Raw genomic sequence first — 23620 nt, 5'->3', positions numbered from 1 at the left:
TCCACAATGCCCGCGGATACTGCCGCGACCACCACCGGAGGTCCTGCCATGGAAACCAATGAACTGCACCGCGGTCGCCTGATCGACCACATCCAGCTGGTCGTGCGCGACCTGGAGTCCAGCCGGAGGTTCTACACGGCGGTGTTCGAAGTGCTCGGCATCCCGCTGGGCGGCGACGGCGGCAACTACTTCTGGGCCGACGAACTGTTCGTCTCCACCGCCGACAGCGAAGCGGCGGACGGCAAGCTCACCGGCCGCCACCACATCGCGTTCCAGGCGCAGGACCGCGCGATGGTGGACCGCTTCTACGAGGCCGCGCTCGCGCACGGCGGCAAGGACAATGGCGCACCGGGCCTGCGCGCGTATCACCCGGGCTACTACGGCGCGTTCGTGCTGGACCCGGACGGCAACAACATCGAAGCGGTCTTCCACGGCGAAGCCAAGCGCAGTGCGCCGTCGGTGAAGGTGGAGTTCTAGCGCTTGCTGATGCCTTCTCCCCGCACGGCGGGGAGACGGCGTTGCCGCGCGTTTACAGGAACATGCCGCCCGAGGCTTCGATGCGCTGCGCGTTGACCCAGCGGTTGGCCGGCGACAGCAGTGAGGCGACCACGCCACCGATGTCGTCGGGCACGCCGACACGGCCGAGTGCCGTCTGCGAGGCGACGAAGGCGTTGAGCTGTGCGTTGTCGCGCACGGCGCCGCCGCCGAAGTCGGTTTCGATGGCGCCGGGGGCGACGATATTCACCGCAATGCCGCGTGCACCGAGTTCCTTGGCCTGGTAGCGCGTCAGCACTTCCATCGCACCCTTCATCGCCGCATATGCCGCGTAGCCGGGCAGCGCGAAGCGCGCCAGGCCGGAGGAGATGTTGATGATGCGGCCACCATCGGCGAGCAGCGGCAGCAGCGCCTGGGTGAGGAAGAACGGTCCCTTGAAGTGCACATCGACCAGCGCATCGAACTGCGCGCGCGTGGTCTCGGCGAAGCCTGCATGCACGCCCATGCCGGCGTTGTTGACCAGGTGGTCGATACGTTCGCGGCCCCAGGCGGTGAGGCGGGCGCGCACGGCATCGGCGAAGGCGTCGAAGGTGTCGCTCTGGCCGACGTCCAGCGGCAGCGCTGCGGCACGTTGGCCGAGGGCTTCGATCTCGGCGACGATGGCCTCGGCTTCCGCCTGCTGGCTGCGGTAGGTGATCAGCACGTCGTGGCCTTGGCGAGCGACGGCCAGCGCCAAGTTGCGGCCCAGGCCGCGGCTGCCGCCGGTGATGAGGGTGAGGGGGGAGGTGGTCGGGGTCATGGCAGGTCTCCAGTGGGGAAGGCGGTGGATTCACCGTGGAGGCACTGTATTGGGCGGGATTGGGCGGATAAATCGGCTTAGACTGATTGGACCGTTCGCCAAAGGCGAACAATCGCCGGAGCCGCCATGAACCGCCTCGATGCCATGCAGGCCTTCGTCCGGGTCGCCGAGATGGCCAGCTTCACCCGTGCCGCCGACAGCTTGGGCCTGCCGAAGGCCAGCGTCTCCACCGCCGTGCAGCAGCTGGAAGCCTGGCTGGGCACGCAGCTGCTGCACCGGACCACGCGGCGCGTGCAGCTCACCCAGGACGGGCAGGCCTTCTACGAGCGCTGCCAGGACCTGCTGGCCGACATGGACGAGGTGCAGCATCTGTTCGCGCGCTCGCCGCAGGCGTTGCGCGGCCGGCTGCGGGTGGACATGCCGGCGCGCTTCGCACGGCACTTCGTGCTGCCGCACCTGCCGGCGTTCCTGCACGAGCATCCGCAGCTCGCGTTGGAACTGAGCTGCACCGATCGTCGCGTCGATGTCGTGCGCGAAGGCTTCGACTGCGTGCTGCGGGTGGGCACGCTGGCCGATACCAGCCTGATCGCGCGGCCGCTGGGCCAGTTGCGCGTGGTGACCTGCGCCAGCCCGGCGTACCTGCAACGCCATGGCGTGCCGCAGTCGCCGGACGATCTACATGCGCATCGGCTGATCCACTACGCCAGCCAGTTCGGCGGCAAGCCCGATGGGTGGGAATACTGGGACGGCACGCGCTACACCAGCGTGCCGATGGAAGGCGCGCTGACGGTCAACAGTTCCGATGCGTACGAAGCGGCGTGCATCGCCGGCCTGGGCCTGATCCAGGCGCCGGTCGCGGGCCTGCGCACGCTGGTGGAACAGGGGCTGCTGGAGGAGGTGTTGCCGCAATACGCCGCGGAGCCGATGCCGGTGACGCTGCTGTATGCGCATCGCCGCCACCTGCCGCAGCGCGTGCAGGCGTTCATGGTGTGGCTGACGGAGACGACGCGGCCTTATCTGGATGCATGATCGCGACGCATCGCCGCGATCACACGGCGTGACGGCTGTGCGCGTCGGCGGTGGCGCGGCGTTTCACCAGCGCACGGAAGAACGGGCCGGTGAGCAGCGTCGACAACACGGCCAGGGTGACCAGCGCGGCGAAGGCGTGTTCGGACAGCAGGCCCTTGTCGCGCAGGATGGTGGCCGCGACGATTTCCATCAGGCCCTTGCATTGCAGCAGCGCGCCGACCGCGAGCGCGTCGCGGCGCGACAGCGTGGAGGACGGCGGGCACGCGATCACCGCGGCGAGTTTGGCGAGCACCGCCACCCCCAGTAGCACGAGCGAGGCCTGCAGCGAAGCCCAGCCCAGCACGCTGCCATCGATCTTCAGGCCGCTGTGGCCGAAGAACAGCGGGGCGATGCCGATCAGGGCGATCTGGCCGACGCGTTCGACCGGCACGCGACGCGACCAGGCCGGGGGCACCATCGCGCCGCCGAAGTACGCACCGAGCAATGCATGCAGGCCGAGCTGCGAACTGGCCCATGCGCCGGCAACGAGGAACAGTGGCAGCGCGATCCACACCGCCCACGCCGGCGGTGCCGCCTGCGCGCGTTGCGCCAGCCGGCCCGCGAAGGCGAGCACCACGAGCGCGCCGATCGCGAGTGCGGTGACCGGGGATGCACTGGCGAGCAGCGAGCCGCCTTCGGCCGCGAGCAACAGCAGGGCGAGTCCGGTCCACAGCACGGCGTCGTCGATCACGGCGATGCGCAGGGCGATCTGGGTGAGCGGGCGGTGCAGCGGGCCGAGCTCGCGGATGATGCCGATCAGCACCGGCAGTGCGCTGACCGCGATGCACAGGCCGATCGCGAGCGAGCCCATCCATGCGCCGCCCTTCGGTGCCTGCCAGCCCGGCAGGCCGGTGAAGTAGTAGTGCGCCGCCAGCGTGCCGGCGACGAAGGGCAGCAGCAGCGCCATGCCGGCGCTGGCGATGAAGCGCAGCGCCTGCGCACGCGGCAGCGGCGCGGCATTGGGCGCGCTGGGAAGATGCGCGGATTCGCGGGTTTCCAGGCCGGCGGTGAAGGCGAGCAGCAGCACGCCGAGGAAGCCGATCTGGTCGCCGAGCTTCGACGGCACGCCCCAACCCGCGGGCAGTACGCCGGTAGCCGCCAGTAGCAGGCCGATGATGATCGGGATGACGGCGATCGGGATCGACCGCCCCAGCACGCGCCAGGCCGCCCAGGCCAGGCCGATGAAGATCAGGGCATCGAGGGCGAACGCGGTGAGATCGGTCATGGCGCGATGTTAGCCGGGCGCCATGTGGGGTGTCGCGGGGCGCAGCCAGGCCTGTGCCACGCTCCCACAAGACGTTCCCCTGAACGCAGAAGGCCCCGCGATGCGGGGCCTTCCACCATCCGACCAAGGCGGCTTACGCCTCCACGTCTTCCTTGTACGCATCCACCGGGATGCAGGCGCACATGACGTTCTTGTCGCCGTAGACGTTGTCCACGCGTCCCACCGGCGGCCAGTACTTCTGCAGCTTCAGCGTGGCCAGCGGGAACGCGGCCAGTTCGCGCGGATAGGCGTGGGTCCATTCGCTGGCCATCACCATCGTGGCGGTGTGCGGCGCGTTCTTCAGCGGGTTGTCCTCGCGGTCCAGGCGGCCGTCCTCGACCGCGCGGATCTCCTCGCGGATCTCGATCATCGCGTCGATGAAGCGGTCCAGCTCGTGCTGCGATTCGCTCTCGGTCGGCTCGACCATCAGCGTGCCGGCGACCGGGAAGCTCAGCGTGGGCGCGTGGAAGCCGAAGTCGATCAGGCGCTTGGCGACGTCCTCGGCGCTGATGCCGGTGGCGTCCTTGATCGGGCGCAGGTCGAGGATGCACTCGTGCGCCACCAGCCCGTTGCGACCGGTGTAGAGCGTCTCGTAATGCGCTTCCAGGCGCTTGGCGATGTAGTTGGCGTTGAGCAGCGCCACCTGGGTGGCCTTGCGCAGGCCGGAGGCGCCCATCAGGGTGACGTACATCCAGCTGATCGGCAGGATGCTGGCGCTGCCGAAGCTGGCCGCGCTGACCATGCCGACGTCGCCTTCGCCGCCGAGCTTCTTCGGCAGGTACGGCGCGAGGTGCGCCTTCACCGCGCAGGGACCCACGCCGGGGCCGCCGCCGCCGTGCGGAATGCAGAACGTCTTGTGCAGGTTGAGGTGCGAAACGTCCGAGCCCCACTTGCCGGGCTTGGCCACGCCGACGAGGGCGTTCATGTTGGCGCCGTCGGTGTACACCTGCCCGCCGTGCTGGTGGACGATGTCGCAGATGGCGACCACGTCTTCCTCGAACACGCCGTGCGTGGACGGGTAGGTGATCATGATCGCGGCCAGGCGGTCGCTGTACTTCTCGGCGGCGCGGCGGATGTCCTCCACATCGACGTTGCCGTTGGCATCGCACTTGGTGACCACCACGGCCATGCCGCACATCTGCGCGCTGGCCGGGTTGGTGCCGTGCGCGGATTCGGGGATCAGGCAGATGTCGCGATGGGCGTCGCCACGCGCGCGGTGGTAGGCGCGGATGGCGAGCAGGCCGGCGTACTCGCCCTGCGCGCCGGAGTTCGGCTGCAGGCTGACGGCGTCGTAGCCGGTGCACTCGACCAGCATCGCTTCCAGCTCGTCGATCAGCTGCGTGTAGCCCTGCGACTGCTCGGCCGGCGCGAACGGATGGATGTTGCCGAACTCAGGCCACGTCACCGGGATCATCTCGGCGGTGGCGTTGAGCTTCATGGTGCAGCTGCCCAGCGGGATCATGGTGCGGTCCAGCGCCAGGTCCTTGTCCGACAGCGCACGCATGTAGCGCAGCAGTTCGTGCTCGCTGTGGTGCGTGTTGAACACCGGGTGGGTCAGGAACGCGCTGGTGCGGCGCAGGGCGGCCGGGATCAGCGACGGTGCGGAAGCGTCGAGCGCATCGATCGACGGCAGCGTGGCGCCTTCGCCGGCGAACACGCCCCATAGCGCTTCGACCTCGGCGCGCGTGGTGGTTTCGTCCAGCGAGATGCAGAGCGAACCGTTGCCGCGCACGCGCAGGTTGATGCGGGCAGCGCGGGCGCGGGCGAGGAGGGCGTCGCGGGCGTCGCCGGGCTCGATGCACAACGTGTCGAACGCGCTGGCGTGCACCGCCGGGTAGCCCAGCGTGCGCAGGCCTTCGGCGAGGATGGCGGTGAGGCGGGCGACGCGGCCGGCGATGCGCTTCAGGCCCTCGGGGCCGTGGTAGACGGCGTACATGCTGGCCATCACGGCCAGCAGCACCTGCGCGGTGCAGATGTTGGAGGTGGCCTTCTCGCGGCGGATGTGCTGTTCGCGCGTCTGCAGCGTGAGACGGTAGGCGGCCTTGCCTTCGGCATCGACCGACACGCCGATCAGGCGGCCCGGCATGCTGCGCTTGTAGGCGTCGCGGCAGGCCATGAAGCCTGCATGCGGGCCCCCGAAGCCGAACGGCACGCCGAAGCGCTGCGAGTTGCCGACCACGATGTCCGCGCCCATTTCGCCCGGCGACTTCAGCAGGGTCAGCGCAAGCAGGTCGGTGGCGACCACGAACAGCGCGTTGTGCGCGTGGATGGTCTCGGCGTCCTTCGTCCATTCCTCGACCCAGCCGCTGGAGGCCGGGTACTGCACGAGCACGCCGAAGTAATCGCCGGCGGCGAGCTTCTCGTGGAAGGCGTCGGTGGAGCGCACGACGTCGACGGTGATGCCGAGCGGTTCGGCGCGGGTGGCCAGCACTTCCAGCGTCTGCGGGTGGGTGTCGCCGGCGACCAGGAAGGTGTTCGACTTCGACTTGGCCGAGCGCTTGGCCAGCGTCATCGCCTCGGCGGCGGCGGTGCCTTCGTCCAGCAGCGAGGCGTTGGCGATCTCCATGCCGGTCAGGTCGGCGACCATGGTCTGGAAATTGATCAGCGCCTCCATGCGGCCCTGCGAGATCTCCGCCTGGTAGGGCGTGTAGGCCGTGTACCAGGCCGGGTTCTCGAGGATGTTGCGCAGGATGACCTTCGGCGTGTGGGTACCGTAGTAGCCCTGGCCGATGAAGCTGCGGAAGACCTGGTTGCGGTCTGCGACGGCGCGGATCTTGGCCAGCGCTTCTTCTTCGTTGATCGGCGCGGGCAGGGCCAGCGGCTGCGCGGACTTGATGTTGGCCGGCACGATGGCATCGGTCATCGCGTCGAGCGACGCATGGCCGACGACACCGAGCATGTGCGCGATCTCGGCGTCGTTGGGGCCGATGTGGCGTTCGAGGAACGCGCCGTGGTGCTCGAGCTCGCGCAGGGAGGGGGTATTCGACATGGCAGGCATCCGGGAAGGGCAATGAGGACCGGCGCGCGGAAACCGCACGTGGGATGCCCCTCTGTCCTTTTGCCTGAGAGTTTGGAAGCGCGGCGGACGAGGTCGCGTGCTTCGTGCCCCTTCGGCGCCGGCGCTGCCGCTAGGCGGCCGGTCTCTCCAGAGTGTCTGTTGCAGTGGTGGTATCGGGCCTGAGCGATTACGGGCGTTTGCGCCTTCGGCAGCCGGTCGCGTGCGACAGGCTTCTCCCACCGGGTGTTGCCGGCCGATTATAGCCCGGCGACGGGGCCGCCGGCGGTTTCGGCGTACCATGTGCCGCCCGGCGCGGCCTGTTCATGGTGGACCGCCGCGCCCGTCCGGAGCGTCCCCCGCAATGAGTGCCCCCCACGCCATTTCAAACCGCCGCCTGGCCCTGCTGCTGGGTGGGCTGGCGATGTTCGGCCCGTTCTCGATCGACACCATCTTCCCGGCCTTCCCGGCGATGGGCGCGCAGCTGGGCGCGGACAAGGTGGCGATGCAGCAGACCATCAGCGCCTACCTGCTGACATACGCGCTGATGAGCCTGGTGCACGGGCCGCTGTCGGACGCGTTCGGGCGCAAGCGGGTGATCCAGGGCGGCCTGTTCGTGTTCCTGCTCGCGTCCGTAGGCTGCGCGCTGGCCACCGACATGGGCACGCTGCTGCTGTTCCGCGCGCTGCAGGGCCTGTCGGCGGGCGTGGGCTTCATCGTCGGCCGCGCGGTGATCCGCGACGCGCGCCAGGGCGACGATGCGCAACGGCTGATGAGCCAGGTGTCGATGATCTTCGGCATCGCGCCGGCCATCGCGCCGATCGTGGGCGGCTGGATCCTCGGCTGGAGCGCATGGCCGATGATCTTCTGGTTCCTGGCGGCGTTCTCGCTGCTGCTGCTGGTCGCGGTGGCGGTATGGCTGCCGGAGACGCATCCGGCCGAGGTGCGCCTGCAAGTGTCCCCGCGCCGCCTGCTGCGCGATTACGTCGGCATCGTGCGCAACCGGCGCTTCCTGCGCCTGGCGCTGGCCGGTTCGCTGAGCTTCGGTGGCCTGTTCCTGTACATCGCGTCCGCGCCTGCGTTCGTGATGGACCTGCTGCATCTCAACGAGCAGCAGTTCGCCTGGCTGTTCCTGCCAACCATCGGTGGCATGGTGTTGGGCGCATTCCTTTCCGGGCGTGCGGCCGGCCGCGTCGAAGGCGCACGCCTGGTGCGGATCGGTTACGCCTGCATGGCGTTGGCGATGGTGGCGAACGTGGGCTACAACGCCTGGGCCGGGGCGGACATCCGGGTACCGTGGGCCGTGCTGCCCATGATGCTGGCCGCGTTGGGCGTGGCGCTGGTGTTCCCGATCCTGACCCTGGCCATCCTCGACATGTACCCGCGCCAGCGCGGCGCGGCCTCGTCGTTGCAGGCCTTCAGCAACCTGATGGTGAACGCCATCATCGCCGGCGTGCTGTCGCCGCTGTTGAGCCATCATGGCCTGCACCTGGCGCTGGGCATGGCCGGCTTCGTGCTGGTGGGTTGGCTGATGTGGCAATGGGAGGCGCACGCCAGCCGCCGCCAGCCCGCCTGCCCGCGCGCGCCAGCCGCGCTCGAGCCCACCGATCAACTCTGACCTGCAGCGAGATTTCCCCATGTCCATCCAATCCAAGGCCCGACGCGAAGCGAAGAAGCGCAAGGCGACCAAGGAGCGCAACGTGGCGCGCGCCAACGCGCCGGCGATCGAGCCGCATGCCGAGCTGCGCAATCCGCAAGGCGACCTGCTGGCCGGCATCGTGCGCCAGGCGGGGGTGTGGGTGCTGGGCATGGACGGCCGCATCGCCGGCAGTTCCGACAGCGCGGCCGAAGTGCTGGCGATGATCAAGCAGGCCGCGGCGTTGCACGAAGCACAGGGCAATGCGGTGCGCCTGGTGTATTCCGACGAGCTGCGCGATACGGCGGTGATCGAGGCGGCGGCCCAGGGCCTGACGCTGGAGCAGTTCGAGCAGCAGATGGCCGAGCAGATGAAGGCCAACAAGCAAGAACCGGCGCCGGACATCAACTGACGCCGCGCTGTCGCGCGCTTCGTCCTGCGACACGTGTCCCGAAGAGGACGCCGGCAAGCGCAAGCGTCGGTAGCCATACCCAGCACAGCTCCGAGCGCAGCACGGCCAGGCCGCGCGCGCTGAAGAAGCGGTTCGCGAACGGTGATACCTCGATCACCCGCCACGGCGCGAAGTGGCGCGCGTCGGACCACGGCCAGTACAGCGCCACGCCCAGACCGCCATCGGTCAGCATGTCCAGCAGCGGGTGGGAGGTGGCGGACAGCGCGACGAAGAACAACGCGGTGATGGGCGGTGTTTTCAACGTTCGCGCGAAGCACGTGGCCAGCAGTCCGCACGCCAACGCGAAGACCAGCGAATGGCTGGCGCCACGATGGCCGAAGGCATGCGCGTAGTCGATGCCGAGCGCGAACATCGCGACATCGGCATCGGGCAGCATCGCGGCCGCCATGCCGGCGGCGACCAGTCGGGACGGGACGCGGTCGCGCCCCAGCGCGATGCGGGCGGCGAGGGGGAGCAGGGCGTGGGTCAGGATCGTGGGCATGCGGAATGTCGTTCGTTGGAGTACCCAACGTCCGCCGCCGAGGTGTGTCTTCGATGAAGTGCGCGTGTGGCCAAAAGGAAAGGCCTGCATCGAGCCGGCCTTTCCAGAGCGAACCCCGCGCGGGAATCAGCGTTCGCGCTGGGTCGTGCGAAGCGGTGCTTTCTGGCGCACACGCTCGGCGATCGTCGAAGGCGTGGGAGATACCGGAGCGTCAGTCGAACCGGTGGCACGCGCGCCCTGGCCTTGCGCAGGAACCCCGGCTGTCGCGCCCGCGCTGCGCACGAGCGGTTGCGAACTGCGCTCAAGCACGGGATCGGCGGCGATCCATTGCTTGATCTGCGGGAAGATCAGATCGAGTCGCGAATAGAAGTCGCGGTTCTCCGCATTGTTGAGGTTGCCGGAGTTCGCACACGTCGCCCAGCCACCGTACAGGCCACCACGCAGGCGATAGGAGTCGTCGGCATAGCGGGTGAAGAGCCCCGAGCCACTGCTACCGCCCTCCGTGGTTCCTTCCAGCCAGCCCGCCGCGAAACGCTCCGGGTAGGGACTGCCCGTGGTCGACTGGCCGAACGAGACCTTCTTCGCATCACCGGACGGGTGGTGGATCGCGACCACGTTGACCCCTGTCGTTACCGGACTGGCATCCCAGCCAGCGAAAGTTGCGCCGGCGGGTGCGGGGTTCTTCAGTCGCAGGAGCAGGGCATCGCTGGCCGCATCGACAAACAGGATGTCCGCGCCTCCGGCCAGCGGATTGGCGCGCACGCCGTCCAGCGTATTGCAGCCGGTGTTCTCGTAGGCCCAGTACGTATTGAGCGTATTCGCCACCGTCTGGTCGGCGATGCAGTGGGCGGCCGAGTAGAAGTAGGGGACCTGGGTGCCGGCGGTCGTGTCGTTGAGTAGCGTGCCCGTGCAGATGTAGCTGCGACCGCTCTTGACGAACACCATGTGCGCCACGGCGTTCTTGGCCTGCACGTAGGCCGCGCCCAACTGGTCGACCCGGCACACGGCGTTGATGTTGCAGGCCCCCGATTCGCCGACTTTCTCCACGATCTTGAAGTCGTTGCGGCTGTTGGTGAGCAGGTGCGACACCTGGGGCGCCTGCAACCGCGCCTGCGCCGCCTTCACGTGGGCGGGGCGATAGATCTCGATGATCTGCGCGCTGCCGTCGGTGGCGGGCGTCCAGTACAGGCCGCCGGCGTCGGCCAGCAACTGCGCCTCGGCAGCGGTGACGCGCGCGACGACGCGTTGGGGGTCGTCCGCGCCCGCAAAACGCAGTTCGACGTGCGGATGCAGACGCTTCACCTGGAGGCCAACCCGCAAGCCCATCGCATCGGGGGAGTCCACCCGCAGGCGCGCCACCGCGTCTCCGGATTTCATCGTTACCCAGCGCAGCCCCGGCGTGAAACGCTCGATGCCTTCGTTGGCCTGGACGCGCTCGATGCCGATCTGGGTCGCTTTGATGCGCTGGCTGGCGTTTCGCTGCTCCACTTCGACCAGCCGTTCCAGTGCGAGTTCGCGATACCCCTGACTGGTGGTGCTGTTCGCCGGAAACTGCGCCAGCTTCCACGCGGGCGCGGACTGCGCCGGCGTGCGACTGGCTTCGCCCGCCACTTGGGTAACCGCTGCGCTCGCAGTCAGGGGCAGGGAGACCAGCATCAGGCTGGCAAGGCATCGCAAGGTGTTCGATCGCATCATTCTTCGGACCTCCGTGTCGGAGCGTGGGGCGGAACGGGCGGGCCGATGGCGGCCCGCCCAGGGGACGAACTCAGGGCTTCGCGGGCGCGGCCGCGGCGGCAGGCGCCGTCGCCGGCCAACCACAGGTCTGGCCTTCGTTCTGCTGCTTCAGCCACTCCTGCAGCGGGGCGAAGTATTCCAGCACCGCACCGGCGTCCATCTTGTCGGTACCGGTGAGTTCCTTCAGCGTGCCCTGCCACGGCTGGCTGGCGCCCTTCTCGAGCATCGCCCAGAACTTCTGGCCCGCCGCCTTGTTGCCGTAGAAGCTGCAGTTGTACAGCGGGCCCTTGTAGCCGGCCGCGTCGCACAGGCCCTTGTAGAACTGGAACTGCAGCACGTGCGAGAGGAAGTAGCGCGTGTACGGCGTGTTGCCCGGCACGTGGTACTTCGCGCCCGGATCGAAGAAGTCTTCGCTACGCGCCGTGGCCGGTGCCACGCCCTGGTACTTCGCCTTCAGGTCCCACCAGGCCTTGTTGTAGTCGGCCGGCTTGATGCTGCCGTCGAACACGCCCCAGCGCCAGCGGTCGATCATCAGGCCGAACGGCATGAACGACACCTTGGCCAGCGCCATGCGCATCTGCGCGTTGATCAACGCTTCGTTGGTCTGCTGCTGGTCGCCCACCATGCCGATGGACTTGAGGTAGTCCGGCGTCATCGCCAGCACCATCGTGTCGCCGATGGCCTCGTGGAAGCCGTCGTGCGCGCCGGTCTGGAACAGCGGCGGCAGCTTGTTGTAGGCCAGGTAGTAATACACATGGCCGAGCTCGTGGTAGATGGTGGTGAAGTCTTCCTCGTTCGGCTTGATGCACATCTTGGTGCGCACGTCGCCGGTCATGTTCATGTCCCACGCGCTCGCGTGGCAGACCACGTCGCGATCCATCGGCTTGATGAACTGGGTCTTGGTCCAGTAGCTCTCAGGCAGCTTGGGCATGCCCAGGCTGGTGTAGAAGTCCTGGGCACGCTCGGTCATCTGCTTGGCGACCTGCAGCTGCGCCTCACGCTCGGCCTGGAACAGTTTGTCGGTGCCCACGCCCGGGCCGGCCTTGGCCAGCGCCGCCTGGTAGTCGGCCTGGTACTGCTTCTCCAGCGCACCGGTAATGTCGAGGCTACCGGCGCCCTTGTACGGCTCCAGCATGTCCCACAGGTTGCCCCAGTCCTGCTGCCACATGTTGCCCATCAGGTGCGCGGGCAGCAGGCCGTTGACCTGGCCCTTCTCCACGCCATAGGTGGCCTGCAGCTTGGTGCGGGTGTAGCAGTGCAGTTGCTCGTACAGCGGCTTGACCTGGCCCCACAGGCGATCGGTTTCCGCGGCGATCTCGGCCGGCGTCATGTCGTAGCCGCTGCGCCACATCTCGCCGGCATCGGCGAAGCCCATTTCCTTGGAGCCTTCGTTGACCAGCTCGACGAAGCGCGTGTAGTCCTTGCGCATCGGCTGGGCGATCGTGTGCCAGCCCTGCCACGCGTCCAACTGCGCGTCGTAGTCGCGGCTGCTGCGCAGGACGTCCTCGAGTTCGCCCAGCTGGCGGCACTTCTTCGCATCGCCTTCGCCCGTGCAGTAGCTGCCGGCGCCGTAGGTGCCTTCCATCTTCGTGGCGATCTGGGTCAGCTCGGCCAGCTTGACCGGATCCTTCGGCGCGGGCATCGCGGTGGCCAGTTTGAGCAACTGGATGGCGCGCGCGGACTCGGCCGACATCTTCTGGCCCTCGAACTTCTTCGCCTGGTCGATCCAGCTGTTGAGCTGGGTCAGGTAGCGCTCGTTGCCCTTGGCGGCCAGCAACTGGCTGTCATCGTTGATGTACGTGCTCGACAACCACTGTGCGGCGGTCAGCTCCGGGTACATCTTCTTGAATTCGTCGTTGACGCGCGCGACGAACTCGTCGGCGGTCTCGCCCTTCGGTGCGGCAGGCACGGCGGCGCTGTCGGCAGCCGGTTCGTCCTTCTTGCAGGCGGCGAGCGTGGCAACGCCGGCGCCGATGGCGAGGGCGAGCAAAAGGTGGCGGTGCTTCACGGGACGTCCTTCGGTGTGCGGCTGGCACGGGAACCCGAAGGGTAGTGAGACGGGGGTGGGGCGGCAAGTGCGACGTTGCGGCGCCTTGCGGGACGGCGCCTTCAGCGGTGCGGCAGGCCCCGATCCTTCAGGAACGCGCGGGCATCGTCGGCATCGTGCTCGAATCGCGCCCACTGGAATGATGGGCGCCGCGGCAGATCGCGCGCCGCAGCGCGCCCGGGTGTCGCCGCCGGATCAGCGGAAGGGCAGCCCGCGTTCTTGCAGGAACGTGCGGGCGTCATCCGCATCCTGCTCGAACCACGCCCGTGTCGACCCCAGCCGGTACGTGTAGCCCCAGGCATCCATGTCGGCCATCAGGCGTGCGCGCCCCACGCCGGGCAGGGCATCGGCGAGGATGATCTGCAGGCAGCAGGTGGCGTCTTCTTCGATCACCGAGTCGGTCGCGTCGGTATGCACCTGGGCGCGCCGCTCGGGCGGGAGCACGATCAGATGGCACGCCTCGTGCAGCATCGAGTGCACGGGCGTGTCGTTGCGCACGTAGACGTTGTGGGCGATGACGCCGGCTTCCGGTTCGCCCCAGAAGCTGCCGGGAATCGGCGAGCCATCCTCCACGCGGTGGAGCGTCAGCCCATAGCCGGCCAGCAGCGAAGCCGCATCGCCGAAGGACACGCTGCCCACCCGCATCACGGAGCTCTCGATATCGGTCGGCGTCGCGCTCATCGGAAACGCGGGCGGAGCAGGGCTCCGCCCGTTACGGCGTCAGTTGTTGCCTTCCGGCAGCGCCACGGAGATGTCGAGCACGTCATGGTCGCCGTCCTTGATCAAGTCGACCTTGACTGCGTCGACGTCGACGTTGACGTACTTCTTGATCACTTCCAGCAACTCGCGGCGCAGCAGCGGCAGGTAGTCGGGGGCGCCACGCGAACTGCGTTCCTGCGCGATGATGATCTGCAGGCGGTTCTTGGCGGTCTCGGCGGTGTTCTTCTTCGCCTTCAGGAAATCGAATAGGCCCATGATCAGCCTCCGAACAACTTGCTGAAGAAGCCCTTCTTCTCCAGGGTGGTGAAGCGCAGCGGGCGGTCTTCGCCCAGCAGGCGGGCGACGGTGTCGTCGTAGGCCTGGCCGGCCGGCGATTCCAGATCGAGGATCACCGGCTCGCCCTTGTTGGACGCATTCAGCACGTCGCCGGATTCGGGAATCACGCCGAGGGTCTTCAAACCCAGCACGTCCTCCACATCCTTGATGCTGAGCATCTCGCCGCCCTCGACGCGCGCGGGGTTGTAGCGGGTCAGCAGCAGGTTGGCCTTCAGCGGCTCGCCGTTCTCGGCGCGGCGGGTCTTGGAGTCAAGCAGGCCGAGGATGCGGTCGGAGTCGCGCACCGAGGACACTTCCGGATTGACCACCACGATGGCCTGGTCGGCGAAGTACATCGCCAGGAAGGCGCCTTTCTCGATACCGGCGGGCGAGTCGCACACGACGAATTCGAAACCGTCGTCGGACAGGTCCTTCAGCACCTTCTCCACGCCTTCCTTCGTCAGCGCGTCCTTGTCGCGCGTCTGCGACGCGGCGAGCACGTACAGCGTCTCGAAGCGCTTGTCCTTGATGAGGGCCTGCTTCAGCGTGGCCTCGCCCTGGGTGACGTTGACGAAGTCGTACACCACGCGGCGCTCGCAGCCCATGATGAGGTCGAGGTTGCGCAGGCCGACGTCGAAGTCGATGACCGCGACCTTCTTGCCGCGACGGGCCAGCCCGCAGGCGATGCTGGCGCTGGTGGTGGTCTTGCCGACGCCGCCCTTGCCGGACGTGACTACGATGATTTCAGCCAACGGTGTTCTCCTTGGTCGTTCTTATGTTCGGGTGGTGGCGCGCTCAGTCCTGCGCGACGATCTTGAGTTGGTCCTGGTCCAGCCAGATCTGCACGGCCTTGCCGCGCAGTTCCTTGGGCACTTCCTCCATCACCTTGTAGTGGCCTGCGACGGCGACCAGTTCGGCGTGGAATTCACGGCAGAAGATGCGGGCATCGGCATTGCCGCGCGCACCGGCGAGCGCGCGGCCGCGCAACGCGCCATAGATGTGGATGGAACCATCGGAGATGACTTCGGCGCCGGCACCGACGGTGCTGAGCACGGTCAGGTCGCGATTCTCGGCGTACAACTGCTGGCCGGAGCGCACGGGGGTCTTCTGGACCAGTCCCGGCTTGCTGTCGGCCGCCTTGGCGGCGGGTGCCGGTTTCGCTGGCGCAGGCTCGACGGCGGCGGGGCGTGCCGCGGGTGCGGGGGCAGGTGCGGCGGGAGCAGAAGATTCGTACTGCGCGCGGAACTTGGCGAGCAGCGGCAGGCCCAGTTGCTCGGACAGCACTTCGGTGTCGCGGGAGCCGTACGCCAGCGCCACCGGCAGCACGCCCGCAGCGCGCAGGCCGTCGATCAGCGATTGTGCCGTCGCCACGTCGGGCATGCGTGCCAAGCCGCCGAAATCGACGATGACGGCGGCACGGCCGAACAGTTTCGGTGCACGATCGACGCGCTCGCGCATTTCGCGAACCAGTTGGTCGACGTCGAGGGTACGGATGCGGAGGTTGGCGATGCCGACCTGGCCGATCTTCAGTTCGCCGGCCTGTTCGTAGTCCATGTGGGTCCGGGTCACGCTCATGTTCCCGTCGGGCGCTGTGCGCCGGCTGCCGCCACGAGGCGGGTACGGGTCCAGGGTGTATCGGGCAGCGCGTCGCCGTAGGTGTCGCGCACCCACGGATAGCTGCACAGTTCCTTCATCAGCATGCTGGCGCGGACGTTCGCCTCGGCCATCACGTGCTGCCCGACTTCGCGGAAGCCGAAGCTGCCGTGGAAGAGCAGGGCAGGATCGGCGCCATGGTCGAGGAAGACCTCGCACGCCAGCTGCGGATAGCGTAGTTCGGCGAAGCTCTGGACATCGGCATAGAAGGCGCGGCCCACGCCGCCGCCGCGACGACGGCTCGCCACCACGATGCGGTCGATGTAGAAGAACTGCGGATAGCGCTCGCCGAACCAGGCAAAGTTGCTGCTGTCGTGTCCGGCGGCCGAACCGAAGCCGACCAGGAAACCGGCGAGGTTGCCGTCGCGCTCGGCGACGCGGAAGTATTCGGCCGTCTCGTAGAAGCGGCGGACCTTGGCTGAATCCAGCGGGAGGATCGCCAGTCCGGCATTGTTGTTGAGGGCTAGGACGGAATCCAGCTCGTGCTCGCGCACGTCGCGGATGACGATCGACATTACCTGACTCCGTACGGGTCTTGCAGGGCGGCACGTGGCCAAGCCCGGATTATCGCATGGTGGCGCCGAGCCCGGCGAGGCAGTGGGTGAGCAGGGCATGAACCCGTCTGGTGCATCCCTGCCGCGGCAGCATGACTTTAGTTGGGACATGGCCGTCGGGGATTCCGCCTAATATGCCCGGATGTTGGGACGACTCAGCCATACCCGCCTGCTGCGCGCCGCCGGGCTCTACACATGGGCCCTGGTGGGAATACCCATCATCCTGAATGTGTGGGTGCTGCCGCCGTCCAGCGGCACGGATGGGCAGGGCGTGAACCTGCCGTTGACCGCGTTGAGCTATTTCGCGTTCGGCGCGGTGTACTGGCTGGCGACACGCGCCCTGGATGGCCGCCGGGACAGCCTGCCGGTGGCCTGGAACGTGCCGCTGGCCATGGTGCTGACGGCGACGTCCATCGGCGTGGGTTTCTACACCCAGACCGGCCTGGGCGCCGTGCTGCTGCTGATCATGGCGGGTGTACTGCCCTGGCTGCTGGAGCTGCGCTTCGCCGTGGCCTGGCTGCTGGCGGCGCACGTGCTGCTGGTGCCGTCGTTCATGGCGCGCGACGATTTCAACTTCTGGGAAGCCCTGTTCCAATCGATGTTCTACGTGGGCTTCGCCGCCTTCGTGCTCATCACCACGTATGTGGCGCGCCAGCAGGCCCAGGCCCGCGAAGAGCAGCGCCGCCTCAACGCGGAGCTGCGGGCCACCCGCGTCCTGCTGGCCGAAAGCGCCCGCGTCAACGAGCGAACCCGCATTTCCCGGGAGCTGCACGACCTGCTCGGACACCACCTGACCGCGCTCAGCCTTAACCTGGAAGTGGCCGGCCACATGACCGAGGGGCGCGCCCAGGAGCACGTCCGCCAGGCCCACACGCTGGCCCGGCTGTTGCTCACCGATGTGCGCGAAGCCGTCAGCCAGTTGCGCGACAGCGGCGCCATCGACCTCGGAGCCGCCTTGGTGCCTCTGGCCGAAAAAGTGCCCTCGCTGGCCATTCACATGGACATCGAGGAGCCGCTGACCCTTGAGGACCCGCACAGGGCCCATGTATTGCTGCGGTGCACCCAGGAAATCATCACCAACGCGGTCCGCCATGCCGGCGCCCGCAACCTGTGGCTGCACTGCCGCAGGGAGGGTGCGAGGATCCTGATCGACGCACGCGACGATGGTGCCGGCAGCCCGCACGTGGTGGCGGGCAACGGCCTGACCGGCATGCGCGAGCGCCTGGCCCAGTACGGCGGCGAGCTGCGCATCGAAACGCAGCCGGGCCAGGGCTTCTGCCTGCACATCGCCCTGCCTGTCAGCGAGACCCCGCCGGCGCTTGCGCCCCTTCCCGTTTCCCCACCCGAACCCATACCCGAGCTCAGCTCCGGAGGAACCCCGTGATCCGTGTCTGCCTGGTCGACGATCAAACCCTGGTGCGCCAGGGTATCCGCTCCCTGCTGGCGCTGGACGACGGTATCGAGGTGATAGCCGAGGCTGCGGACGGCCGCCAGGCCGTGGAAGTGGTCCCGCAGGTCAAGCCGGACGTGGTCCTGATGGACATGCGTATGCCGGTCATGTCGGGCCTGGAGGCCCTGCAGGCCTTGGCACGAGCCGGCCAGCTGCCGCCGACCATCATCCTCACCACGTTCGACGACGACCAACTGGTCCTGGCTGGCCTGAAAGCCGGCGCCAAGGGCTACTTGCTGAAGGATGTCTCGCTGGAGCAACTGGTCGGCGCGATCCGCACGGTTGCCGATGGTGGCTCCCTGGTCCAGCCCGCGGTCACCCAGCGCCTGTTGTCGGGCCTGGAGCACATGCGCAACGAGTTCGTGAGCCTGGATCGACCGGATCCGCTGACGGATCGCGAGACCGAGATCCTGCGGCTGATGGCCAGTGGCTTCTCCAACAAGGAGATCGCCAATTCGCTGGGCGTTGCCGAGGGTACGATCAAGAATCATGTGTCCAACATCCTGTCCAAGTTGGGCGTGCGCGATCGCACCCGGGCCGTGCTGAAGGCCTTCGAATTGCAGTTGGTGTGACGGCGGCCCGGGTTCCCATCGGGGCCCCCCCCGCAAGGGGCTCGAACACGGGTTCCATACGCCCCGGAATAGCGACGCCAACCGGTGTCAGGTGGACTGCCCGAAGCCCGGCAACCCTGCTAGGATGCGCGGTGCATTTTTTTCACGGCCGTGGCACCGGCCCCCGGAGACTTCCTGAATGACCCGTTTGATCGAGTTCGTGATTGCGTTGGCGCTGGTTCTGGCGCTGTTCCTGGTGATTGGCCTGGTTCTGCCGTCCTCGCGCGAGCTGCAGGAAAGCGTTGAAACCAACCGTCGCATGACCATCGTGTTCGATACGCTGAACAACGTGCGCCGACTGAAGGACTGGAATCCGCTGATCCCGAGCGCCGCCAACGAGCTGAGCTATTCCGGTGGCGAGAACGACGCTGGCGTTGGCGCCAAGGTCGACTTCAATTCCGCCAATGCCGCCTGGGGCCAGGGCAGCTGGGAAATCGTCGAAAGCGAGCGCCCTGCGCCGTCCGGCGGCCCCGGCAAGATCGTCTACGCGATCACCGACAAGCGCATGGGCACCGACAAGCGCAGCGTCTTCTCGCTGGAGCCGTCGGGCAAGAACAACCGCAACGTCAAGATCACCCAGCAGTACGAAGTGAAGTACGGCTGGAACCTGATCGGCCGTTACGCGGGCATGTACGTCAGCCGCCACGTGGGCGACAGCGTGAAGGCCGGCTTGTCCAAGCTGACCAACATGCTGGCCACCGTGCCCAACTTCGACTACCGCACCGAAGGCAGCCCGTTGACCGATCTCAAGATCGTCGACGTGCCGGCCGAAGACCTGTTGGTCGTCAACGCCGGCAACATCGACCGTACCAACGACGCCATCAAGGCCTCGATCAAGTCCAACCAGGAGTGGATCAAGCGCGTGATGGAGGCCAACGGCCTGGTCGCCAACGGTCCGCTGCGCATCATCACCACCGACTTCGGCACCGAGAAGTACGCCTTTGATGTCGCCCAGCCGGTCCGCAAGGGCAGCGCCGCGCCGAAAGCCGACGCAGCACCCGCCGTCGCCGGTGAGCCCCCGGTGACCCCGCCGGCGGCCGCTCCGGTCGCTTCCACGGGCGAGCTGAAGGTCACGATCCCGTCGGGTGCGCCGGTGACCTACGTGCACCTGGACGCGCGCAAGTCTGCCTTCGCCAGCTACACCGGCTACATGGCCGAGCTCGATAACCAGCGCAATGCACTGCGCGCCTGGGCGGTGACCTCGGGCCACGAAGTCGTTGACCGTCCGTACGAGTCGTGGAAGTCCGGCGTCGATGGTTCGTTCGAAGCCGACGGCAAGTTCGACATCTACTGGGCCGTCAAGCACTAAGCCATCCCGGACCGCTGTCCCTGATGGTCAGCTCCATGCCAACGCGCCGCTTCATGCGGCGCGTTGCGTTTGTGGGGTCGGCGTTTCGCCGCGGCCCTTCCTCCACGGGGCAGGATGCCCGCCCGATGCCGGGACCCCCGAGCCGATGAACTACGATCGACGCCAACGCAAACCTTCGTTCCTCGCACTGAGTGGCGGCTTGCTCGCCGCGATCGCCGTGGGCTTGTCCGCCTATGCGTCGCATGGCATCGCGACGGCGGAAGCGCAATCGCACGTGCAGACGGCTGCCCTGTTCGCCTTCGGGCATGGACTTGCGCTCGCGGCGCTGTCCCCCAGCACCACCCGACGCCTGGGCAAGCTGGCTCTCGGCCTGCTGTTGCTGGGCACGCTGCTTTTCTCGGGCAGCCTGGTGGCTGGCGCGCTGGGCGGCCTATCCACGCGGCTCGCGCCCGCCGGCGGCATCACCCTGATGCTGGGATGGGTGTTGTGGGCGGTGGACGCAGTGCGTCGCTGACGGCATGCCACGACACGCGCGCGGCTTCGATACCGAGCAGGCCTGGGACCACCTGGCGCGGCGCGATCGCAAGCTGGGCACCTGGATGAAGCGGATCGGCTACATCGAGCCGCAGCCGACGTGGCGCAAGCCGTTCGATCCCGTGGACGCCCTGGCGCGCGCCATCCTCTACCAGCAGCTCAGCGGCAAGGCGGCCGGGACGATCGTCGGCCGCGTCGAGACCGCCATCGGCAGTACGCGCCTGCACTTCGACACGCTTGGTCGCATCGATGACGTGGCGCTGCGCGCCTGCGGCGTTTCCGGCAACAAGACCCTCGCACTGCGCGACCTTGCTGCACGTGAACAGCGTGGCGAAATCCCCAACCTGCGGCAGATGTCGGTGATGAGCGAAGACGAGATCGTCGCCGCACTGGTGCCGATCCGCGGCATCGGCCGCTGGACGGTGGAGATGATGCTGATGTTCCGCCTGGGCCGCCCCGACGTGCTGCCGATCGACGATCTCGGCGTGCGCAAGGGCGCGCAGTTCGTCGACAAGCAGGACGCGATGCCCACGCCGAAGGAACTGCTGGCGCGTGGCGAAGCATGGGGTCCTTACCGCACCTACGCGGCCCAATACCTGTGGCGGATCGCCGATTCCGGCACCGAGGCGAAGACGGCGACGAAGCGTTCGCAGGATTGACGCCGCGCTAGGCCAAAGGCAGGTAACGGTCCCATAGCAGGTTGCGGAACCGGTTGCCCGGATCGACCTGCTGTTTGATGGCCACGAACTTTCTGACTTGCGGGTACGCGCGCTCGAACTGCTTGCGCGTGGCATGCAGGCGATAGGGCAGGTAGTAGCGGCCGCCGTGATCGAGGGCGGCGTCGATCAGCGCACGGGTCCATCCGGCGGCCCGCGCGTCCTGCCAGCTGCGCTGCTTGTGGTAGAGGACGAAGCAGAACATGTCGCGGTCCGCCCAGCGCATCAATGATGTCGTGTCAGCCTTGGCGTGCCGGATGGATACGTTGATGACGTGCGCGTCCGACCCCGCCAGGATCGCCCGCAGGCGGGCGACGAAGCTGTCGAACGCGTGCATGGGGACGAAGTATTCCTGCAACAGGTAGGTCGAGATCTTTCGTGTGCGCGGCTCGATGGACGCCACATCGAGGCTGGCTTCGCAGTTGCGCATGATGACGCGCGGCTCGTGAAGCAGGCGGCGCGTCATGTAGCGCTCGCGTACCGCATCGCCACCAGGGAGTTCGGTGGCGGACAAGATCAGGTTCTGTTCGCTGGCGTAATCCATCCCCTCCGGAATCAGGCGTCGCGTGTCGGTCAGCGCGGCATCGCTCCGCGACCAGGTGATGGCCAGCGGCGCATCGAAATCCGGCGGCATCAGGTCCGCGTTGTGCATCACGACGTCTTGTCGCCCCAGTACACGGCCCTGGAACCAGTCCGCGTACTCCGCAAGCGGAACGGCTTCCACGTGGCGCGACATCCGTGTATTGCGGGCCAGGTCCAGTTCGACTTCCGTGATGACGCCGAGGCCGCCGTACCCTCCGAGCACCGCGCCGAACAGGGCAGGGTCGCGGTCACGCGAAAGTTCGAGCAGGCGCCCGTCTGCAGTGGCCAGCTGCAGGGCGCGCACCGTGCCTGCGATCGCGCCTTGGCCAATGTATCGGCCGTGGCAATTGACCGACACCGAACCGCCGACGCTGAAGTTGCTGTAGCTCTGCATGACCTTGACCGACAGGTCGTGCGGATCCAGCAGGGCCTGCAGCTGTCGCCAGCGCATGCCGGCCTGCACGCGTGCAATGCCCGATCCGGGATCGAGCCGCAGCAGGTCGTCCATTCCAGAGAGGTCGAGCTGCAGCGCCCCGGGCTCACGGGTCTGTCCGCCCATGCTGAAGCGGGCGCCGGCGATGCAGACTGCACCCTGCCATGTGCGCAGGGCGGCGACGACGCCTCCGGATGTGGTGGGCCTTGCGATGCCGGCGATACGGGTAGCATCAAGTGCCGCGATGTCGGTGGTGGAACGCTTGGCGTCGTCGTCTGACCTGGAGCAAGCCGGGAGGATGCCGGCGGTGCCGACAGCGAGCGCGTAGCCGAGTGCTTCCCTGCGGCGCATGCCGTCAACCGACGCCGGCGTAATACCAATGCCACGGTTCGTACACGATGCCGTGGGGGTTGTCGCGCGGGTAGCTCATGACGAAGCCGAAGTCGCCGGCGCGAGCGGTAAGCCAGGCGAACGCGGGGGTGCGTTCGAACGACGCCTCGGCCGGCGGCTCATCCGGCGCGCCGATGTCGAGCGCGCGGCCGCTGTGGTGTTCGCTGTAGCCGGGTGCGGCGTTGACGGTCAGGATCTCGTCGACAGTCTGTCCACGGGCGCGTTTGCGCTCGAAAATGCCCAGTTGGTAGTCGTGGCTGCGATAGCCGGAAATGGCTTCCAGCACGATGCCGTCGCGTGCCGCAGCAGCGCGCAGCGCCTGCCACGCGCGTGCGGCTCCCCGCGTGAGCCAGAGCGGCCGGCGATAGCGGTCGCGGCCGGCGAAGGCGAGGGCAGCCGGCTCGGCCACGAGTGCCAGGCCGGTGCGGTTGGCGTAAGCATCCTCATCTAGGCCGACTGCGTGCAGGCGTTCCTGCAATGCATGCAGGGGCAGCAGGCCCTGGGCATCCGCATCGAAGCCACGCGTGGCGCTCTCGAAGTTTTCCAATGCATCCCAGGCTTCATCCAGGCCGGGCTCGCGGGGCAGGCCCGGTACCAGTGGATGCACGCCACGTACAGACACTGCGGCGAGATAGCGGCCATCGTGCTTGCGACGCAATACCGCGTGCGCGACCGCCAGGATGCGGGCATCCGCATTGCTGCGTACGCGCAACAGGTCCGCCGGCCACAGTTCGATCTGCGACGTGTTGAGCAGGGTGGACGTCAGCGGCTGGGAGGGCAGGCGGCGCATGCCTGCAGCTTAGCGACGCGGCGTGGGCGCCGCCAGTTCGCGCAGCCGGGCGAGCAGGTCGGCCGGGCGCACGGGGCTCACCAGCACCAGGCTGCCGTCGCGCAGCGGCAGCGTCAGCACGCGAGTGCGATCAGTGACCAGGCAGAACGCCTTGCCCAGGTTGCGCAGGCGGAAGTGCCCGGCCTTGAAGCCGGGCAGGCTGAAGCCGTTCGTCTTCAGCATCGGCGTGAGCTCGGTGTGTTCTTCCAGGCTCAGTACGCGGGCCTTGTCGAGGTCGATCGCTTCGACGGCGAGCTTCTTCGTGTAGAACGTCGCCTTCACCTGCAGCTCGCGGTTGTCCAGCACGATCGCGCGCCGCCGCAGCGCCAGCGCGAGGACTGCACCGACCAAAAGGACGAAGGGAACCGTCAGCCAAGCTGCCAGAGGCGGCGGAGTCGTCGATTCCATTGTCATCGCGCCTACACCCGCGCCGATCGCGAGCAACAGTGGCAACCACAGCCACCAGCCGGTGTGGCCAGGCAGCGGGGCGACGGGAAAGTCCTGCGGGTGCTGCATGCGGCGGCTCCGAGCGG

At 67.7% G+C, this 23620-nt stretch carries 23 protein-coding genes and 1 riboswitch; of the genes, 9 read left to right on the top strand and 14 right to left on the bottom strand.

Translation table 11 applies throughout. The features are described 5' to 3' along the window. Positions 1-48 precede the first annotated feature (48 nt). Positions 49-477: a VOC family protein gene (locus ACSION_RS14270; RefSeq protein WP_435306429.1), complete on the top strand. Its 429-nt coding sequence runs from the start codon at positions 49-51 to the stop codon at positions 475-477. 52 nt (positions 478-529) lie between these two features. On the opposite strand, the gene ACSION_RS14265 is transcribed toward ACSION_RS14270, so the two are convergent. Continuing rightward, positions 530-1294 (bottom strand): SDR family NAD(P)-dependent oxidoreductase, encoded by a 765-nt coding sequence (locus ACSION_RS14265; RefSeq protein ID WP_435306428.1) that lies wholly within the window; start codon positions 1292-1294, stop codon positions 530-532. 126 nt (positions 1295-1420) lie between these two features. Between ACSION_RS14265 and ACSION_RS14260 the strand changes: the two genes are divergently transcribed. Then, entirely contained in the window at positions 1421-2323 is a 903-nt protein-coding gene (locus tag ACSION_RS14260; protein ID WP_435306427.1) for a LysR family transcriptional regulator, read from the top strand. Between the two features lie 19 nt (positions 2324-2342). On the opposite strand, the gene ACSION_RS14255 is transcribed toward ACSION_RS14260, so the two are convergent. Both ACSION_RS14255 and gcvP read right to left on the bottom strand, forming a co-directional pair. Beyond that, complete coding sequence (locus ACSION_RS14255; protein WP_435306426.1) at positions 2343-3587, bottom strand: cation:proton antiporter; 1245 nt, start codon at positions 3585-3587, stop codon at positions 2343-2345. Between the two features lie 133 nt (positions 3588-3720). Further along, positions 3721-6624 (bottom strand): aminomethyl-transferring glycine dehydrogenase, encoded by a 2904-nt coding sequence (gene gcvP, locus ACSION_RS14250; protein WP_435306425.1) that lies wholly within the window; start codon positions 6622-6624, stop codon positions 3721-3723. Positions 6625-6666: 42 nt separating this feature from the next. Beyond that, positions 6667-6785, bottom strand: a riboswitch (glycine riboswitch). A 200-nt stretch (positions 6786-6985) separates the two neighbouring features. On the opposite strand from gcvP, the gene ACSION_RS14245 reads away from it, so the two are divergent. Together ACSION_RS14245 and ACSION_RS14240 are read left to right on the top strand one after the other, a co-directional pair. Continuing rightward, the gene (locus tag ACSION_RS14245; protein WP_435306424.1) at positions 6986-8239 is read left to right on the top strand and encodes a multidrug effflux MFS transporter; all 1254 of its coding nucleotides are present in this window, start codon (positions 6986-6988) and stop codon (positions 8237-8239) included. Positions 8240-8258: 19 nt separating this feature from the next. Continuing rightward, on the top strand, positions 8259-8669 hold the full coding sequence (locus ACSION_RS14240) for a hypothetical protein (protein WP_093486963.1): 411 nt from the start codon (positions 8259-8261) through the stop codon (positions 8667-8669). Here the strand turns inward: ACSION_RS14240 and ACSION_RS14235 are convergent. The 8 genes from ACSION_RS14235 to ACSION_RS14200 form a co-directional block, all read right to left on the bottom strand. Then, complete coding sequence (locus ACSION_RS14235; RefSeq protein WP_435306423.1) at positions 8662-9210, bottom strand: metal-dependent hydrolase; 549 nt, start codon at positions 9208-9210, stop codon at positions 8662-8664. The genes ACSION_RS14240 and ACSION_RS14235 overlap by 8 nt on opposite strands. Before the next feature lie 126 nt (positions 9211-9336). Continuing rightward, on the bottom strand, positions 9337-10905 hold the full coding sequence (locus ACSION_RS14230) for a trypsin-like serine peptidase (protein ID WP_435306422.1): 1569 nt from the start codon (positions 10903-10905) through the stop codon (positions 9337-9339). 70 nt (positions 10906-10975) lie between these two features. Continuing rightward, complete coding sequence (locus ACSION_RS14225) at positions 10976-12952, bottom strand: M2 family metallopeptidase (RefSeq protein WP_435306421.1); 1977 nt, start codon at positions 12950-12952, stop codon at positions 10976-10978. 234 nt (positions 12953-13186) lie between these two features. Continuing rightward, positions 13187-13636: a hypothetical protein gene (locus ACSION_RS14220; RefSeq protein WP_435306720.1), complete on the bottom strand. Its 450-nt coding sequence runs from the start codon at positions 13634-13636 to the stop codon at positions 13187-13189. A gap of 75 nt (positions 13637-13711) precedes the next feature. Further along, positions 13712-13966: a cell division topological specificity factor MinE gene (minE, locus tag ACSION_RS14215; RefSeq protein WP_093486953.1), complete on the bottom strand. Its 255-nt coding sequence runs from the start codon at positions 13964-13966 to the stop codon at positions 13712-13714. A 2-nt stretch (positions 13967-13968) separates the two neighbouring features. Then, positions 13969-14778: a septum site-determining protein MinD gene (minD, locus tag ACSION_RS14210; protein ID WP_093296826.1), complete on the bottom strand. Its 810-nt coding sequence runs from the start codon at positions 14776-14778 to the stop codon at positions 13969-13971. Between the two features lie 43 nt (positions 14779-14821). Then, on the bottom strand, positions 14822-15595 hold the full coding sequence (gene minC, locus ACSION_RS14205) for a septum site-determining protein MinC (RefSeq protein ID WP_435306719.1): 774 nt from the start codon (positions 15593-15595) through the stop codon (positions 14822-14824). A gap of 2 nt (positions 15596-15597) precedes the next feature. After that, complete coding sequence (locus ACSION_RS14200; protein WP_093486948.1) at positions 15598-16194, bottom strand: GNAT family N-acetyltransferase; 597 nt, start codon at positions 16192-16194, stop codon at positions 15598-15600. Positions 16195-16375: 181 nt separating this feature from the next. Between ACSION_RS14200 and ACSION_RS14195 the strand changes: the two genes are divergently transcribed. The 5 genes from ACSION_RS14195 to ACSION_RS14175 all read left to right on the top strand — a co-directional run bounded on the left by ACSION_RS14195 (position 16376) and on the right by ACSION_RS14175 (position 20796). After that, entirely contained in the window at positions 16376-17617 is a 1242-nt protein-coding gene (locus tag ACSION_RS14195) for a sensor histidine kinase (RefSeq protein ID WP_435306420.1), read from the top strand. Further along, complete coding sequence (locus ACSION_RS14190; RefSeq protein WP_435306419.1) at positions 17614-18255, top strand: response regulator; 642 nt, start codon at positions 17614-17616, stop codon at positions 18253-18255. The genes ACSION_RS14195 and ACSION_RS14190 overlap by 4 nt, the downstream gene beginning before the upstream one ends. Before the next feature lie 178 nt (positions 18256-18433). After that, complete coding sequence (locus ACSION_RS14185; RefSeq protein WP_435306418.1) at positions 18434-19603, top strand: polyketide cyclase; 1170 nt, start codon at positions 18434-18436, stop codon at positions 19601-19603. Between the two features lie 145 nt (positions 19604-19748). Next, on the top strand, positions 19749-20117 hold the full coding sequence (locus ACSION_RS14180; protein WP_435306417.1) for a DUF423 domain-containing protein: 369 nt from the start codon (positions 19749-19751) through the stop codon (positions 20115-20117). A 4-nt stretch (positions 20118-20121) separates the two neighbouring features. Continuing rightward, positions 20122-20796, top strand: a complete 675-nt coding sequence (locus tag ACSION_RS14175) for a DNA-3-methyladenine glycosylase family protein (protein WP_435306416.1) — start codon at positions 20122-20124, stop codon at positions 20794-20796. 7 nt (positions 20797-20803) lie between these two features. On the opposite strand, the gene ACSION_RS14170 is transcribed toward ACSION_RS14175, so the two are convergent. Genes ACSION_RS14170 through ACSION_RS14160 form a run of 3 tightly spaced genes read right to left on the bottom strand, consistent with a single transcriptional unit; the run spans position 20804 to position 23603 of the window. Further along, complete coding sequence (locus tag ACSION_RS14170; protein WP_435306415.1) at positions 20804-22219, bottom strand: FAD-binding protein; 1416 nt, start codon at positions 22217-22219, stop codon at positions 20804-20806. A 4-nt stretch (positions 22220-22223) separates the two neighbouring features. Further along, positions 22224-23048: a M15 family metallopeptidase gene (locus tag ACSION_RS14165; protein WP_435306414.1), complete on the bottom strand. Its 825-nt coding sequence runs from the start codon at positions 23046-23048 to the stop codon at positions 22224-22226. 9 nt (positions 23049-23057) lie between these two features. After that, the gene (locus ACSION_RS14160) at positions 23058-23603 is read right to left on the bottom strand and encodes a PH domain-containing protein (RefSeq protein ID WP_435306413.1); all 546 of its coding nucleotides are present in this window, start codon (positions 23601-23603) and stop codon (positions 23058-23060) included. Positions 23604-23620 lie beyond the last annotated feature (17 nt).

The organism is Pseudoxanthomonas sp. LjRoot125, from assembly GCF_964252705.1.
In the GTDB taxonomy this organism is placed as follows: Bacteria; Pseudomonadota; Gammaproteobacteria; order Xanthomonadales; family Xanthomonadaceae; genus Pseudoxanthomonas_A.
This window is presented reverse-complemented; position numbering and strand designations above follow the sequence as displayed.

Coding starts and splice junctions, on each gene's coding strand:
- ACSION_RS14270 (WP_435306429.1), top strand. CDS start 49: ATGGAAACCAATGAACTGCACCGCGGTCGCCTGATCGACCACATCCAG.
- ACSION_RS14265 (WP_435306428.1), bottom strand. CDS start 1,294: ATGACCCCGACCACCTCCCCCCTCACCCTCATCACCGGCGGCAGCCGC.
- ACSION_RS14260 (WP_435306427.1), top strand. CDS start 1,421: ATGAACCGCCTCGATGCCATGCAGGCCTTCGTCCGGGTCGCCGAGATG.
- ACSION_RS14255 (WP_435306426.1), bottom strand. CDS start 3,587: ATGACCGATCTCACCGCGTTCGCCCTCGATGCCCTGATCTTCATCGGC.
- gcvP (WP_435306425.1), bottom strand. CDS start 6,624: ATGCCTGCCATGTCGAATACCCCCTCCCTGCGCGAGCTCGAGCACCAC.
- ACSION_RS14245 (WP_435306424.1), top strand. CDS start 6,986: ATGAGTGCCCCCCACGCCATTTCAAACCGCCGCCTGGCCCTGCTGCTG.
- ACSION_RS14240 (WP_093486963.1), top strand. CDS start 8,259: ATGTCCATCCAATCCAAGGCCCGACGCGAAGCGAAGAAGCGCAAGGCG.
- ACSION_RS14235 (WP_435306423.1), bottom strand. CDS start 9,210: ATGCCCACGATCCTGACCCACGCCCTGCTCCCCCTCGCCGCCCGCATC.
- ACSION_RS14230 (WP_435306422.1), bottom strand. CDS start 10,905: ATGATGCGATCGAACACCTTGCGATGCCTTGCCAGCCTGATGCTGGTC.
- ACSION_RS14220 (WP_435306720.1), bottom strand. CDS start 13,636: ATGCGGGTGGGCAGCGTGTCCTTCGGCGATGCGGCTTCGCTGCTGGCC.
- minE (WP_093486953.1), bottom strand. CDS start 13,966: ATGGGCCTATTCGATTTCCTGAAGGCGAAGAAGAACACCGCCGAGACC.
- ACSION_RS14200 (WP_093486948.1), bottom strand. CDS start 16,194: ATGTCGATCGTCATCCGCGACGTGCGCGAGCACGAGCTGGATTCCGTC.
- ACSION_RS14195 (WP_435306420.1), top strand. CDS start 16,376: ATGTTGGGACGACTCAGCCATACCCGCCTGCTGCGCGCCGCCGGGCTC.
- ACSION_RS14185 (WP_435306418.1), top strand. CDS start 18,434: ATGACCCGTTTGATCGAGTTCGTGATTGCGTTGGCGCTGGTTCTGGCG.
- ACSION_RS14180 (WP_435306417.1), top strand. CDS start 19,749: ATGAACTACGATCGACGCCAACGCAAACCTTCGTTCCTCGCACTGAGT.
- ACSION_RS14175 (WP_435306416.1), top strand. CDS start 20,122: ATGCCACGACACGCGCGCGGCTTCGATACCGAGCAGGCCTGGGACCAC.
- ACSION_RS14170 (WP_435306415.1), bottom strand. CDS start 22,219: ATGCGCCGCAGGGAAGCACTCGGCTACGCGCTCGCTGTCGGCACCGCC.
- ACSION_RS14165 (WP_435306414.1), bottom strand. CDS start 23,048: ATGCGCCGCCTGCCCTCCCAGCCGCTGACGTCCACCCTGCTCAACACG.
- ACSION_RS14160 (WP_435306413.1), bottom strand. CDS start 23,603: ATGCAGCACCCGCAGGACTTTCCCGTCGCCCCGCTGCCTGGCCACACC.